The sequence below is a fragment of the Sphaerisporangium siamense genome (assembly GCF_014205275.1).
In the GTDB taxonomy this organism is placed as follows: domain Bacteria; phylum Actinomycetota; class Actinomycetes; order Streptosporangiales; family Streptosporangiaceae; genus Sphaerisporangium; species Sphaerisporangium siamense.
Genome location: NZ_JACHND010000001.1, coordinates 6,151,914 through 6,165,580 on the forward strand (window position 1 = coordinate 6,151,914; position 13,667 = coordinate 6,165,580).

Annotated in this window: 15 protein-coding genes; 4 read left to right on the forward strand and 11 right to left on the reverse strand. The window is 71.6% G+C overall.

What is annotated here, in order from left to right; genetic code table 11:
• Positions 1 to 47: 47 nt before the first annotated feature.
• Both BJ982_RS28255 and BJ982_RS28260 read left to right on the forward strand, forming a co-directional pair.
• A complete protein-coding gene (locus BJ982_RS28255) occupies positions 48 to 791 on the forward strand; it encodes a 4'-phosphopantetheinyl transferase family protein (RefSeq protein WP_184885009.1) in 744 nt (247 codons plus the stop codon).
• A gap of 122 nt (positions 792 to 913) precedes the next feature.
• Positions 914 to 1,543 (forward strand): alpha-ketoglutarate-dependent dioxygenase AlkB, encoded by a 630-nt coding sequence (locus BJ982_RS28260; RefSeq protein ID WP_184885010.1) that lies wholly within the window; start codon positions 914 to 916, stop codon positions 1,541 to 1,543.
• A gap of 24 nt (positions 1,544 to 1,567) precedes the next feature.
• Here the strand turns inward: BJ982_RS28260 and BJ982_RS28265 are convergent, their stop codons facing one another.
• The 11 genes from BJ982_RS28265 to BJ982_RS28315 all read right to left on the reverse strand — a co-directional run bounded on the left by BJ982_RS28265 (position 1,568) and on the right by BJ982_RS28315 (position 11,883).
• Positions 1,568 to 2,371 (reverse strand): SDR family NAD(P)-dependent oxidoreductase, encoded by an 804-nt coding sequence (locus BJ982_RS28265; protein ID WP_184885012.1) that lies wholly within the window; start codon positions 2,369 to 2,371, stop codon positions 1,568 to 1,570.
• 24 nt (positions 2,372 to 2,395) lie between these two features.
• Positions 2,396 to 3,340, reverse strand: a complete 945-nt coding sequence (locus tag BJ982_RS28270) for a carbohydrate ABC transporter permease (RefSeq protein WP_184885014.1) — start codon at positions 3,338 to 3,340, stop codon at positions 2,396 to 2,398.
• Entirely contained in the window at positions 3,324 to 4,202 is an 879-nt protein-coding gene (locus BJ982_RS28275; protein ID WP_184885016.1) for a carbohydrate ABC transporter permease, read from the reverse strand. Before BJ982_RS28275 ends, BJ982_RS28270 begins: the two co-directional genes overlap by 17 nt.
• Before the next feature lie 77 nt (positions 4,203 to 4,279).
• Complete coding sequence (locus BJ982_RS28280; RefSeq protein ID WP_184885018.1) at positions 4,280 to 5,632, reverse strand: ABC transporter substrate-binding protein; 1,353 nt, start codon at positions 5,630 to 5,632, stop codon at positions 4,280 to 4,282.
• A gap of 66 nt (positions 5,633 to 5,698) precedes the next feature.
• Positions 5,699 to 6,685 carry a dihydrodipicolinate synthase family protein gene (locus tag BJ982_RS28285; RefSeq protein WP_184885020.1) on the reverse strand — a complete coding sequence of 329 codons (987 nt, stop codon included), beginning with the start codon at positions 6,683 to 6,685 and terminating at the stop codon, positions 5,699 to 5,701.
• A gap of 114 nt (positions 6,686 to 6,799) precedes the next feature.
• Complete coding sequence (locus BJ982_RS28290) at positions 6,800 to 7,543, reverse strand: amidohydrolase family protein (protein WP_203959087.1); 744 nt, start codon at positions 7,541 to 7,543, stop codon at positions 6,800 to 6,802.
• Positions 7,540 to 8,421, reverse strand: coding sequence for an amidohydrolase family protein (locus tag BJ982_RS28295; RefSeq protein ID WP_184885022.1), 882 nt, complete (start codon positions 8,419 to 8,421; stop codon positions 7,540 to 7,542). The genes BJ982_RS28290 and BJ982_RS28295 overlap by 4 nt, the downstream gene beginning before the upstream one ends.
• Positions 8,418 to 9,524, reverse strand: coding sequence for a mandelate racemase/muconate lactonizing enzyme family protein (locus BJ982_RS28300; protein ID WP_203959086.1), 1,107 nt, complete (start codon positions 9,522 to 9,524; stop codon positions 8,418 to 8,420). Before BJ982_RS28300 ends, BJ982_RS28295 begins: the two co-directional genes overlap by 4 nt.
• Complete coding sequence (locus BJ982_RS28305; protein WP_184885026.1) at positions 9,521 to 10,282, reverse strand: amidohydrolase family protein; 762 nt, start codon at positions 10,280 to 10,282, stop codon at positions 9,521 to 9,523. The genes BJ982_RS28300 and BJ982_RS28305 overlap by 4 nt, the downstream gene beginning before the upstream one ends.
• On the reverse strand, positions 10,279 to 11,016 hold the full coding sequence (locus BJ982_RS28310; RefSeq protein ID WP_184885028.1) for a creatininase family protein: 738 nt from the start codon (positions 11,014 to 11,016) through the stop codon (positions 10,279 to 10,281). Before BJ982_RS28310 ends, BJ982_RS28305 begins: the two co-directional genes overlap by 4 nt.
• A gap of 45 nt (positions 11,017 to 11,061) precedes the next feature.
• Positions 11,062 to 11,883 (reverse strand): IclR family transcriptional regulator, encoded by an 822-nt coding sequence (locus tag BJ982_RS28315; protein WP_184885030.1) that lies wholly within the window; start codon positions 11,881 to 11,883, stop codon positions 11,062 to 11,064.
• 142 nt (positions 11,884 to 12,025) lie between these two features.
• Here BJ982_RS28315 and BJ982_RS28320 point away from each other — a divergent pair, with 142 nt between their 5' ends.
• Together BJ982_RS28320 and BJ982_RS28325 are read left to right on the forward strand one after the other, a co-directional pair.
• The gene (locus tag BJ982_RS28320) at positions 12,026 to 12,679 is read left to right on the forward strand and encodes a bifunctional 4-hydroxy-2-oxoglutarate aldolase/2-dehydro-3-deoxy-phosphogluconate aldolase (RefSeq protein ID WP_203959085.1); all 654 of its coding nucleotides are present in this window, start codon (positions 12,026 to 12,028) and stop codon (positions 12,677 to 12,679) included.
• Positions 12,672 to 13,619, forward strand: a complete 948-nt coding sequence (locus BJ982_RS28325; protein ID WP_184885033.1) for a sugar kinase — start codon at positions 12,672 to 12,674, stop codon at positions 13,617 to 13,619. The genes BJ982_RS28320 and BJ982_RS28325 overlap by 8 nt, the downstream gene beginning before the upstream one ends.
• The last annotated feature ends 48 nt before the right edge of the window (positions 13,620 to 13,667 follow it).

Sequence of the window (13,667 nt, forward strand, 5' to 3'; positions counted from 1 at the left end):
GGCGCCGGTGACGTGTCCTGGCGGTTCCTCACGGGGTGCGCGGTACCATGATCAAATCAATTCTCCCGGACAGCGTGGTGGCCGTCGAGGTTTTCACCGACCCGCCGGATCCGATGCTCTTCCCCGAGGAAGAGATGTCGATCGCCCACGCCGACGACGTCCGGCGCAAGGAGTTCACCACCGTGCGGGTGTGCGCGCACGACGCGCTGCGCAAGCTCGGCATGCGGCCGAGCCCCGTGCTGCCCGGCCTGCGCGGCGAGCCCCTGTGGCCGCCGGGCGTCGTGGGCAGCATGACGCACTGCACCGGCTACCGGGCGGCCGTCGTCGGGGCCTCGGCCAAGGTGTCCACCATCGGGATCGACGCCGAGCCCAACGAGCCGCTGGTGGGCGGCGTCCTGCCGGCCATCTCGCTGCCCGAGGAGCGTGACACGCTCGCCAAGCTCGCCGCCCGCCATCCCCGCATCCATTGGGACCGCCTGCTGTTCTGCGCCAAGGAGGCCGTGTACAAGGCGTGGTTCCCGCTGACGAAGCGGTGGCTGGACTTCGAGGACATCATGATCAACATCGATCCGCTGCACGGGAACTTCTCCGCGTGGCTGCGGGTGACCGGTCCCCGGGTGCGCGGCCAGCGGCTGTCGGCGTTCAACGGCCGATGGTCGGCCGAGGGGGGCCTCATCATGACGGCGATCGTGGTGCCGAGCCCCGGCAGGTCCCTCGCCCCCCGGCACGCCGTCGAGCGCCCGGCGGCCCATCCGCGCCGCGCGCACGCCGTGGCCGCCCCGCGGCGCTGACGCGGGGCGGCCGGGCCCGGCGCCGCGGCGTCCGGCCCGGCTCCGGGTGGGCCACCCGCCTCTCCCCGCACGGCGCGGGCCCGATCGAATACGTGTTTGAATAGGTGCCGTATGCTGGGCTTATGACCGCACCGTTCCAGGCCTCGCTGCTGGACTCGTGCGAGCGGGCCGGGCCCGGCCCGCTGGGTTCCACGGTGAGGCGCACGCTGCTCGGCCACGGCGCGTGGATCGACCTGCGCCCCGGCTGGATCTCCGGCGCCGACGACCTGTTCGAGCGGCTCGCGCGCGCCGTGCCGTGGCACGCCGAGCGCCGCCACATGTACGACCGACTGGTGGACGTCCCCCGGCTGCTCAAGTTCTACGACGAGGACGAGCCCCTGCCCGATCCCCTGCTGGAGCAGGCCAGGGACGCGCTCAACGCGCACTACGCCCGCGAGCTGGGCGAGCCGTTCCGCACCGCCGGGCTGTGCCTGTACCGTGACGGGCGCGACAGCGTGGCCTGGCACGGCGACCGCATCGGCCGGGGGTCCACCGAGGACACGATGGTGGCGATCATCTCGGTGGGCGCGCCGCGCGCCCTGCTGCTGCGCCCGAACGGCGGCGGCCCGGCGCTGCGCCACGAGCTGGGCCACGGCGACCTGATCGTGATGGGCGGCAGCTGCCAGCGCACCTGGGAGCACGCCGTCCCGAAGTCGGCCCGCGCCACCGGCCCCCGCGTCAGCGTCCAGTTCCGCCCGCGCGGCGTCCGCTGACCCTCTCCGCCGCAGAACCGCCGATCACCCGGCGTCGACGACGGCGGCGCCGATGTCCACCGCCATGGCCCGGCTCCCGGCCAGCAGGCCGCCGTCCACGGGCAGGTCGATCCCGGTGATCCACGAGGCCCGGTCGCCCGCCAGGAACGCGACGGCCTCGGCGACGTCGTCCACGGTGCCGACCCGTCCCATCGGGTACCACGGGACCGCCCGGTCCAGGGCGTGCGGGTCGGCCGCGAGCCGCTCGTCCCAGACCGGGGTGGCGATCGTGCCGGGCGACACCGCGTTGACGCGCACGCCGTACGGGCCGTACTGGACGGCCAGCCCGCGGGTGAGGTTGATCAGCCCGGCCTTCGCCGCGCCGTAGGCGTCGTTGCCGAAGTACCGGTGGCCGTTGACCGACGCCACGTTGACCACGGCTCCCCGCCCGGCCTCGCGCATGCCCGGCAGGACCGCCTGGCACAGGCGGATCGCCCCGCCGAGAACGACGTCCAGGTCGCCCGACCAGACCGGCTCGGGCGTCGACTCGAACGCGATGTTGCCGCAGACGGCGGCGTTGTTGACGAGGACGTCCAAGGGTCCGTGGCGCGCGGTGATCGCGCCGATCGCCGCCCGGACGGACGTCTCGGAGCGCACGTCGAGGTGGACGGCCTCGGCGCCCTCGATGCCGTCGGCGACCGCGCGCGCCGCGTCCAGGTCGACGTCGGTGACGATCACCGCGGCGCCGCCGGCGTGCAGGGTGCGGGCGATGGCCGCCCCGATGCCTCCGCCGGCGCCGGTGATCAGCGCGCGGCGCGGCGCGGCCGTGTCCCGGGGACCAGATGACATGGATCTCCCATTCCCGTCTGCGGCTCAGCCCTTGAGCGCGCCGGCCGTCAGGCCCTTGGTGATGTGCTTCTGGAGGAGGGCGAATCCGAGCAGTACGGGCGTGACCGTGATCATCATCCCGGCGAACAGCGTGGCCCAGTTGGTGCCGTAGTCGGCGGCCTGGCCCAGTTGGAACAACCCGAGCGGCAGGGGCATCTTCTCCGGCGTGTGGATCAGCAGCAGCGCGTAGAAGAACTCGTTCCAGTTCTGCAGGAAGCTGATGATGGCGACCGACGCCAGCCCGGGCCCCATGAGGGGGAGGATCACCGAGAGGAACGTGCGGGTCGGGCCCGCCCCGTCCATCGCCGCCGCCTCCTCCAGCTCGTACGGCAGGGTCTTCATGAAGCCGACCAGGACGAAGACGTTGAACGGCAGGTTGTAGGTGGCGTAGACGAGGACCAGCCCGATCCGGCTGTCCAGAAGGCCGAGATCCTGCATGATCAGGTAGAGCGGCGCGAAGGTGACCATCCACGGGATCATCAGGCCGAGCAGGAACGCGCCGAGCACCAGGCCGCTGAACCTGAAGGTGATCCGGGCCAGGGGGTAGGCGGCGAACACGGCCAGGACGACGCCGATCGCGGTCGAGGCGACGCTGACGACCACGCTGTTGCCGAAGAACAGCCCGATGTTCGCGCGGTCCCAGGCGTTGGCGTAGTTCTCCCAGCGCCACCCGTCGGCGACCTGCCAGGGCGGCGAGGAGATGAACTCGGCGTTGGTCTTCATCGACACGTTGAAGACCCAGGCGTAGGCGCTGACCGAGGACAGCGCCACCACGCCGAGCAGCAGGTAGAAGAAGAGGTGGTGCGGGCGGAAGGGCGCGCGGGGCCGGGGTGAGGCGCCTCTGCGCGGCGGGGCGGGGACGGGCGGGGAGGGGGCGTCGACGGGGCCGGCGGGCGCGGGCTGGGCGGCCAGGTCAGTACTGGAGGTCATCGCGCTTCATCACCTTGTCGAGGATCTTGGCCGCCGCCAGCATGACCGCCACGAGCACGACGCCGATGGCCGCGGCGTAACCGAAGTCGGCCCGGTCGAAGGCGATGCGGTACATCAGGGTGCCGACGGTGTCGGTCGAGCCGAAGGGACCGCCTCCGGTCAGGATGTAGACGAAGGCGAAGCTCTGCAGGCTCTGCACCACCCACAAGATGGCGAGCATGCGCAGGAGGTCGCGCATCATCGGCAGCATGATGCTCCGGAACACCCGCCACTCCCCCGCCCCGTCGATGCGCGCGGCCTGGAGGACGTCGGTGGGCAGGCGTTCGAAGCCGGCGCACAGCAGGACGATCCAGATGCCGATGCCGTGCCACACGGACACGAACGTCACGGCGGCCAGCGCGGTGGCGGGGTCGCCGAGCCAGGTCTTGGCCAGGGCGCCCAGTCCCATGGACTTCAGCGCGGGATTGATCAGGCCGAGGGTGGGGTGGTACAGGAACTTCCACATCAGCGAGACGACGGCGACCGACAGGACGACCGGGGCGAACACCACGAACCTGAAGAAGCGTTCGCCGTGGATCCGTTGCGACAGGGCCCAGGCGATCGCCATGGCGGGCGGGAACAGCATGCCGCTGCCGATGAGGGTGATCAGGAACGTGTTCTTGAGCGAGTTGAAGAAGTCGGGGTCACCTGCCAGCAGGCGATACTGGTCGAGCCCGACGAACCGCATCGTTCCCGTACGGGAGAACTCGTTCAACGACAGGTCCACCGTCTTGACCAACGGGTAGAGGAAGAAGACCCCCAGCAGCGCCAGCGCGGGAATCAGGAATGGGATGATGATGCGCCGCTGTGCCGCCTTGTGCATGCGACCTCCCGGGGTTCTCGTCCGCCACGGGGCTCCGGCGCGGGCAGGAGCCCCGTGGCGGGTTCGGTTGAGGGGGTTCAGTTGCCGTGGACGCGGCGCAGTCCCTTGTCCAGGCTGTCGAGTGTCTGCCGGGCGTCCTGCTTGCCGAACAGGAGCTTGGCGATCTCGGGATAGACGACGTCCTTCGCCTTGGACGACAGCAGGCCGTAGTAGCTCGCCTGGAGCCGGTCGGCCTTGGCGACGACGTCGGAGATGCCCGGCAGGCCGGGAGGGCTGGACACCCCCTTGACCGCGGAGACCTCGCCGATCTCGCCGGCCCTGCGGGTCTGGGTCTCCACGCTGGTGACCCGGCGGATCCACTCCAGTGAGAGCGGGATGTTCGCGCTCTTGGCGGACACCGACATCAGCTGGGCGGTGGCGAGCATGCTCGCCTGGTCGCCGGTCCCGCCGGTCACGGCCGGGAACTGCAGGACGCCCAGCTCGAAGTCCTTCGGGATCACGTCGGCCATCTCGCTGACGAGCCAGCTGCCCATGAGGATCATGCCGGCCTTGCCCTGGAAGAACTGGGCCTGGGCCGCGGTGAAGTCGGTGCCCTCGAACCCCTTGAGGAAGGCGTTCTTGTCCCGGAGGCCCTGGAGCATCTCAAGACCCTTGAGGAAGCCGGGGTCGTCGGTGATGTTCCCCTTGCCCTCGGTGAGGACGTCGTGGACCTTGTCGTATCCGACGGTGCGCAGCCAGATGTTGTCGCTCCACATGCCCATGTAGGGCTCGAACAGCCCGGTGACCGCGATCGGGTCCACTCCTGCGGCCTTGAACCGGTCGGCGGCCGCGGTGAGGTCGTCCCAGGTGGCGGGCGGGGTGATGCCGTGCTTCTTGAAGAGCCCCGCGTTGTAGAACAGCACCTGCAGGGACAGTTCGGAGGGCACGCCGTAGATCTTCTTGGTCGACGGGTGCTGCATGAACTGCAGGACCGCGGGGCTGAACTGGTCCAGCCAGGGCTTGCCCGTGGTCGTGTCGACCTGGTCCAGGTAGGGCTTGAGGTCCAGCAGCGCGCCGCTGTCGGCCCACTCCAGCAGCGCCTCGTTGGTGCCGTCGAACATCGTGTAGTCGACGTCGAGCCCGTCGCCGGCGCGCCACCTCTGCTCCAGGGCCGGACGCGCCTTGGTGTTGGCGAAGGTCATCTTGAGGTCGGCGCCGGGGTGGTCCTTCTCGATCCCGGCGGCGACCTCCTCCAGGAACTTCAGAGAACGGGTGCCGGCGGCGGGAAGCACGCCGACCTCGATCGGGCCGCCCTTGACGTCCTGCTGCCAGCTCTTGGCGTCGGGTGGCTTCGCGGCGGACTCGCCGCTTCCACCGCCTCCACCGCACGCGGCCAGAGCCAGGGAGAGGACGACGACCGAACCGGCCAGTAACGTGCGGGTGATCTTCACTAGAGAACCTCCATTATTAGTGATATCGGGGTTAGTGTCCGTGTTTCTAGATGCTCGTCCGATTACTCAGTGCCGCCGCGAGAGATCGGGCAGGAGATCCGCGAACTCCTGGAGGAAGACCTCGATCCGGCGAAGCTCCTCGGCGTCGAGCACGTGGGCGGGCCTGCGGCAGTAGGGGCTGTCGATGAGACCCCGGCGGAAGGAGATCTGCTTCTCGGCGGCGATGATGAGCTCGGTGTCGAGCATCCAGTACGAGATGTAGGGCAGCAGCCGCCGGTGCAGGTCCTCGCCGCCCGCCTCGTCGCCCGAGGTGAGCCGGCGCCAGATCTCGACGTAGATCTCGGTGAACGAGCATCCGGGCTGGCTGCCGACCGCGCCGCGCCGCCAGGCGTCGGGCAGTTGCACGCCGGCGTAGCCCTCCAGCGAGGTGACCGGCGGGTCGAGGGCGGCCAGTTCGCCGATGAGCCGTCCGGGCGGGCTGGACTCCACCTTGATCAGCCGGAGGTTCGGGTGGGTGCGCACCAGGTCGGCGATGGTGGCCGCGTCGAGGCTGGTCCCCGTCTCGGCCGGGGCGTACTGCAGCACGACCGGGGTCGGGGCGACCGCGTCCAGGACCGCCGCCACGTGCTCGACCTGGGAGCGGCGCGAGGGGTTGAGAAAGTGCGGCGCCAGCAGGTTGATCAGGTCCGCTCCGGCGGCCACGACGTCGAGCGCCCTGGCGACGGCCATGCGGGTGGTGTGGTCCTGCACCGCGACGATCGCCGCGAAGTCCTCCCGGGGGGCGGTGCGTCGCAGGAGGATGCCGGTCAGCTCGTGGCGCTCCTCCTCGGTGAGCTTGTAGAACTCCGAGGCGAAGCCGGGGAACATCACGCTCGTCACGCCCGTGCCGAGGACGTGGTCGACCACCCGGCCGAACCCCTCGAAGTCGACGTCCCCGGAGTCGGTGAACGGGACTTCGAGAACGGGCGAGATCCCCCGGACCAGATCCGAGGCGTCCCCGTAACCGCCGCGGAGGGGAGCCGCCGTGGGAGAGGCACTCGTCTGGATGTTCATTCGCACTCCTACCTCGATGAGGATTGTTTCGAAATATCAGAAATATTTTTCTGATGATGGGCAGTAGATCCCCATGGCTACGACAAGAGGCGTGCCGGGGGGAGGAAGCGGGTGTCAGCCGAGAGAACGGCTCAGAAGGCGCATGATCGTACCGCCGAGCACGTCACGTCGCGCCTCGTCGTCGATCGGCCAGTCCAGTACGCGGCGCAGCTCGGAGCGCGGCACCGTGTAGGGCGCGTCGGTGGAGAAGACGAGCCGCGACGGGCCGATCTCCGCGTCCCTGCCCAGCTCGACCAGGACGGTGTCCCACGGCGCGTAGCTGGTGTCGCCGTAGAGGTTCGGCGCGTAGCGCAGCGCCGGCGCCGCGTCGATCCAGAAGTCGGTGGCGCCGCTGCGGCCCATCACGAACGGCGTCTCCGGCCAGCGCCTGGCCAGGCTGGCCAGGGGCAGCGGCAACGCGCTCGGAGGGGTGCCGGTACGGACGTAGACCGGCCACGCCGCCTCGGCCGCGAACTCCAGCAGCGGATCGAGGAGCCCGTCGAGAAGGTCGAAGCCCTGGAGCACGCTGTCCACGTTGAGGGCGCGGGCGCCGGCGTCCCTGGCGCGTTCCAGCTCGTCCAGGGCCGCCCGTCCGCGCCACGGATTGGCGACCGCGTACGGGATCAGCCGCCCCCGCGAGGCGGCCGCCGCCGCGGCGACATGCTCGTTGCCGGCCCGGTTGTCGTAGGCGATGCAGCGTTCGTCCGGTGCCACCAGCGCCACGTCGACGCCCAGCGCGTCCATCGTCGCGATCAACTCATCGGCCTGGAGGACGACCTCGCGTCCCCGCCCCAGCCGCACATGCGCGTCGACGATCAACGGGCACCCCCCACGGTCAGGCCCAGTGCGGTGAGCGCGTCGGCGTGGATGATCCGCTCGATGAGTTCGGACGGCACGCGCGGCAGCGCCGTGCCCTCCAGGATCTTGTTGACGCCCCGCAGGCCCGCCATCGCCTCGCCGGTGTTGGCGATCGGGAAGTCCGAACCGAGCAGGAGCTTGTCCGTACACCCCCATTCGACCGCGGCGAGCAGCGACTCGTAGCAGACCCACGGTCGCAGATAGATGGAGGAGACGTCGGCGTAGACGTGGGGGTGCTTGCGGATCGTCGCCACGGTCTCCTTGCCCCAGGGATGGCCCATGTGGGCCATGACGATGCGCAGTTCGGGGAAGCGCAGCGCGACCTCGTCGGTCACCAGGGGGTAGGTGTAGCGCAGCGGCGCCGTGCGGATCGGCGACGCCCCCTGGTGGAAGAGGATGGGGAGCGCGTTCCTCTCGCAGTAGGCGTAGAACGCCAGCGCGGGCTCGCCGAGCGGGTCGAAGTTCTGGTAGTTGGGGCCGAGCTTGACGCCGGCGAGCCCCATCTCGCGACAGCGCTCGGCCTCCTCCAGGCAGTCGGGGGACGTGGGATCGACGGACATGAACCCGATACGGCGGGCGGGGTCGTTCGCCACGAACTCCGCGGTCGCGTCGTTGGTACGTTCCGGGTCGTGCGGAATGCCGGTCGTGGTCGCCGGGTCGGCCACCGCGATGTTGAACACGATCGCGACGTCCGCCGCGGACATGGCGCTGTCGAAGTCGGCCCAGGTGTTGGTGGTGACGACGGGACGATCGGTGCGCCAGGAGGTGAAGACGCACGCCTCCTCGGGCGGCACCACGTCACGGTGGGTGGGAGTGTGGGCGTGGACATCGACGATCATCGGAATTCCCTCATCAGGTCTGCTCGTGGCCGGACGCCCAGTCCGGGTGAGTCGCCGAGCCGGACGCGACGGCCGTCGCTGTCCAGCGGCTCGTCAAGGATGTCCTCGGCGTAGTAGTGCGCGCCGATGATGTCGGAGGGGAACTCCCGCGACAGCGCCGGCAGCGCGCAGGCGACGTGGAGCTGCGCGGCGGCGCCGATGCCGAGCTCGCCGTTGGAGCCGAGGATCGTGTCGATCCCGAAGGCCGAGGCGAGCCTCCCCATCGCCACGGCGCGCCCGGGGCCGCCGCTCTTGCCGACATAGAGGCTGACGCAGTCGGCGGCCTCCGCCCGTACGAGCGCGGCGAGGTCGGCCTCGCCGAAGACGGACTCGTCGGCGACCACCGGCAGGCCGAGGTTGCGCAGGTGCCGCATGCCGTCCAGGTCGGCCGGCGCGACCGGTTGCTCGACGAACGAGACGCCCTGCTCGGCCAGCGCGGGGATCGCCCGGGCCGCCTGGCTGCGCGTCCACCCTCCGTTGGCGTCGGCCCCGAGGAAGGCCGCCGGTCCGGCGAGCCCGCGGGCGCGGGCCACCCGGGCGACGTCATCGGCGACGCCGAGCCCGACCTTCACCTTGAAGGCCTGGAACCCGGCAGCCGTCGCGGCCAGGAAGACCGAGTCCAGCGCCGGCCCGTCGCCGGACAGGGAGAGCTTGATCGGGACCTCGTCGCGGTAGGGGCCGCCGAGCGCCACGGCGAGCGGGACGCCGAGGGTCCTGGCGAAGGCGTCCCACAGCGCGATGGACACGCCCGCCTTGGTGAACGGGTTGCCCGCGAGCAGCCGGTCCATCAGGAGCTCCAGGCCGCCGACCGGTGTGAGCGGCCGGCCCACCAGGGCGGGGGCCAGGATCTCGCGGATGAAATGCGCCGCGCTGGCGGCGTCCTCACCGCTCCACAGCGGCGTCGCGCTGACCTCGCCGTACCCTTCGACGCCGGTACCGGTCACCACGCGGACCAGCAGGAAGTCCGAACGGGCGTGGGTTCCCCTGGCCCCGGTGACGACCAGGTCCGGCCGCGCGTCCAGGCTGACGGCCGCGGTGTGGACCGCGGCGACGGCCGGCCTCACCGTCCCGCCGCCAGCAGGGCGCGGGGGTTGTCGACCAGCATCGCCCGGCGCTGCTCGTCGGTGATCCCCCATCCGTCGATCTCGGCCACCCGGGCGACCGCGTAGTCCTGGCTCTTGCGGTCCGACAGGCCGGCGTCGGTGCCGAACAGCACCTTGTGGGAGGGCGCCCGGGAGAGGATCTCGCGCGCCGCGTAGGGCGGGGTGCCGCAGATGCAGATGTAGAGGTTGGGGGTCTCGATGGTGAGGGCGAGCGACTCCCGCCAGGTGTCGTGGAGGCCACCGTGTCCGAGGACGACCGGGAGCGAGGGGTGCCGGCGGGCCAGGGCCGCGATCTGGCCGCCGGTGGAGTACGGCGGTGTCCCGTCGTGGCTCAGCAGGATGCCGCCGCTCTGGGCGAGAACCTCGCAGATCGGATCGAGCGCCAGTTCGTGCATGCTGAAGCCCTGCAGCCACGGATGCAGCTTGAGGCCGCGCAGCCCGAGCCGGTTGAGCATCCGGTCGACCTCTTCGGGGGCGTCCGCGCGGCGCGGGTGCACGGTCCCGAAGCCGGCGAGCCGCCGCGGGTACCGCCCGACGAACGCGGCGAGGTCGTCGTTGGCCTCGGGAGTGGCGTCGAAGAGGCCGTCGTGGCTCAGGACCAGCGCCTGTTCGATGCCGGCCGCGTCCATGAAGGCGACGAACTCGTCCGCGCCGAACTGGACGCCGCCCAGCCAGCCGGCGGTGCGCCACGCGGGGGTGTGGGTGTGGAAGTCGATCATAGAACGCTCGCAAGCTCTACCAGGCGGTCCGCCGCCCGGCCGACGATGTCCCCGAGCCGGCGTTCGCCGGCGTCGGCCGTGGCCAGCTCGGGACGGTCGGTGTACCCGTCGATCCGGCGCCACACGGCCGCGGAGTGCAACTCCATTCCCGGGACGGCCGGGACCTCCGGCGCCTGTGCCCGGGGTTCGCACGGGCCCGCCAGGTCGGGCCGGAGGGCCATGACCATCGAGGTCTCGAACTCCCCGGCGTGTCCCGGCACGGGCGGCTCGCCCTCGGCGCCGGCGAGCCGCCAGTAGTCCAGGTGCGCGACGGACAGGTCGTACCGGGTCGAGCCGGCGGCGGCCGCCGCGTGGCAGACACCGACGTTGCCGCCGTGCCCGTTGAGCAGGACCACCCGCCGCCCGCCCTGCGCCGCGACCGAGCGGAGCAGGTCGCAGAGCACGGCGAGCAGCGTCTCCGGTGACAGGGAGAGCGTGCCGCCGTACGGCAGGTGGTGGTCCGACGCGCCCCAGGCGATCGTGGGGGCGACGATCAGCGGCCTGCCGCTGCGGCCCGCCGCCGCCGTCGCCGCGCCGTCGGCGACCGCGCCGGCGATGAGGGCGTCCGTCGAGGTCGGCAGGTGCGGCCCGTGCTGCTCGGTCGCGCCGACGGGGAAGATGACGACGGCCTCGGGCAGGTGCCGCCTCAGCTGGTCGCGATCCGTTTCGGACCATCGCAGAGCTACCGACCCCATCCAACATCCTTCGAGATATCGTATTTATTTCCGATTGCTCGAATCTTAGGGTTCGGCAAGCTCCGATGGCAATGCCCCGGTCCGGCATCCGAGTCGCTGGGAGATCACGACGCCGAGCCGGACGACCCCGGCCAGAGCGGCGGCGCGCTTGTCCCCGACGAGGTCACGGGCGAAGCCGGTCACCCCGACCGACCCGGCGACCCGGCCCTCCGCGTCGAAGAACGGCGCGGCCACGCAGGAGATCTCGGCCTGCTCCTCCTCGTCCTCGATGGCGTAGCCGTCGGCGCGCACCCTCTCCAGCAGCTCCTTGAACGCCTTCGGGCTCGACCCCCGCGCCCGCGGCCCCTGCCCCGTCCTGAGCTGCGGCAGCAGGACGGCGAGTTCGCCGTCGGACAGGTGGGCCGCGATGGCCCGGCCGAGGGCGGTCAGGTCGAACGGCGCGACCTTGCCCGGGTAGGTGTCGAACTGGATGAAACCCGGCGTCGCGGCCTTGGCCACGTAGACCACCGAGGCGCCGTCCAGCACCCCGATGTGGACGGGCATGCCCAGCTCTTCGCCGAGAGCCCGCATCTCGACGGTCGCGATCTGCGACAGGTCGACCTTGCGCACCAGCCGGCTGGCCAGGCTGTAGAGCCGCAGCGTGGGGCGCCAGAAGTGGCTTCGCCCGATCACCCGGCGGGTGGCGTACCCGCGGTGCTCCAGGGTGTAGACGATGCTCGCGCAGGTCGCCAGCGGTATCCGGGTCACCTTGGCCAGCGCCGTCAGCGTGAGGTCCTCCTCGGCCGTCACCAGCTGTTCGAGAACGGTCAGCGTACGGTCCACCCCCGTTGACGCCGGGCGCTCCCCACCGCTGCCACCATCAGACATCGACCGGTCCTCCCTTTCTGCTCGTCCTTGCCTCGCACCTGCACCGGTGTCGGTGGCCGCCCATCGGAACGTGACCCCAGCCCTCAGGCCCGATACTCTGAAATTCCGATAATAGTTTCACTATATCGAAACGATGGGACCTGTGAGCGCTGAACAAGGGAACCCGGGAGCGACCGTTTCCGGCGTTGTAGCCATCATCCGCCTGCGTGAGAGTGAACCCGACGACGCCATCGCGACCGCCCTGCTGGACGGCGGTGTCCACGTCATGGAAGTGACCCTGCCCACCCCCGGCTCCCTGGGCGCCATCCGCCGGTGGAGCACGCACGGCGACCTCCTCGTCGGGGCCGGGACCGTGCGCACCGTCGCCGACGCCGACGCGGCGATCGCCGCGGGGGCCCGGTTCCTGGTGACCCCCACGACCGTGCCGGACGTCCTCGCCGCCGCCCGGGCCGCGGGCGTCCCCGTGGTGTGCGGCGCGCTCACCCCGACCGAGATCGACCTGGCCTGGCACCGCGGCGCCACCGCCGTCAAGGTCTTCCCCGTCTCCGCCGTCGGCGGCGCCGGCTACCTGCGGGCCGTCCGCGAACCGCTCGGCGACGTGCCCCTGCTGCCCACCGGCGGGGTGAGCCTGGCGGACCTCGCCTCCTACGCCCGCATGGGATGCGCCGGCGCCGGCGTCGGCGGCGCGCTCGTCTCCGCCGACCTCGTCGCGAGCCGCCGCTGGGCGGCGCTGACCGAGCGCGCGGGCGCCTTCACCGCGGCGTGGAACGAAGGGCGGGTGCGGCGGGATGCCTGACGTCCTGACACTCGGCGAGGTCATGGCCTGCCTGCGCGCCGACGGCCAGGTCAAGCTCGGCGGAACCGCCCGGATGAGCGTCGCGGGCGCCGAGGCCAACGTCGCCATCGGCCTGACCCGGCTCGGGCACGACGTCGCGTTCGTCGGCGCCGTCGGGCCCGACCAGTTCGGCGAGCTCGTCCGGCGCACGCTGCGCGCGGAAGGCGTCGGCGTCCACGCGCTCAGGACGGACCCGGCGCCGACCGGCATCGTGGTCTTCGAACAGCGCGTCGCCGGGGTGACCCGGGTGGACTACCACCGGCAGGGCTCGGCCGGCGGCAGGCTCTCGGTCGCCGACGTGGAGAACGCGTTCGCGGCACTCCCGGCGCCGCCGCGGATCCTGCACATCACCGGGGTGACCCCGGCCCTCGGCGAGGGACCGGCGCTGGCCGTGCGCGCCGCGGTGCGGCTGGCCAAGGCCGCCGGGGCGCGGGTCTGCCTGGACGTGAACCACCGCGGCCGCCTCTGGCCCGAGGACCGGGCCCGCCGGGTGCTGACCGAGCTGTCCGCCGAGGCGGACCTCGTCGTCGCCTCCGAGGACGAACTCGCGCTCGCCTCGGCCGGAGACGACGAGCCGGGCCGGGTGCGGTCGCTGCTCGCCGGGGCGGCGACCGAGGTCGTCGTCAAGCGCGGGGCGGCCGGCGCCACGGCGTTCACCGCCGACGGGGCGCTGAGCCGTCCGGCCAGGCCCGTCACCGCCGTCGACACGATCGGCGCCGGGGACGCCTTCGTCGCCGGATACCTTTCCGGTCTGCTGGACGGCCTGCCGCCGGCCGAGCGGCTGGCGCGGGCGGTCACGACGGGGGCCTTCGCGGTCGCCGGTCACGGAGACTGGGAGGGGCTGCCGACCCGCGCGGAGCTGCCCATGCTCGACCTGCCGGACGGAACGGCGGTCCGCTGACCTCCTCCCACGGCCGAGGGCGGGGATTCCCGCCCTCACGTGGCAGGT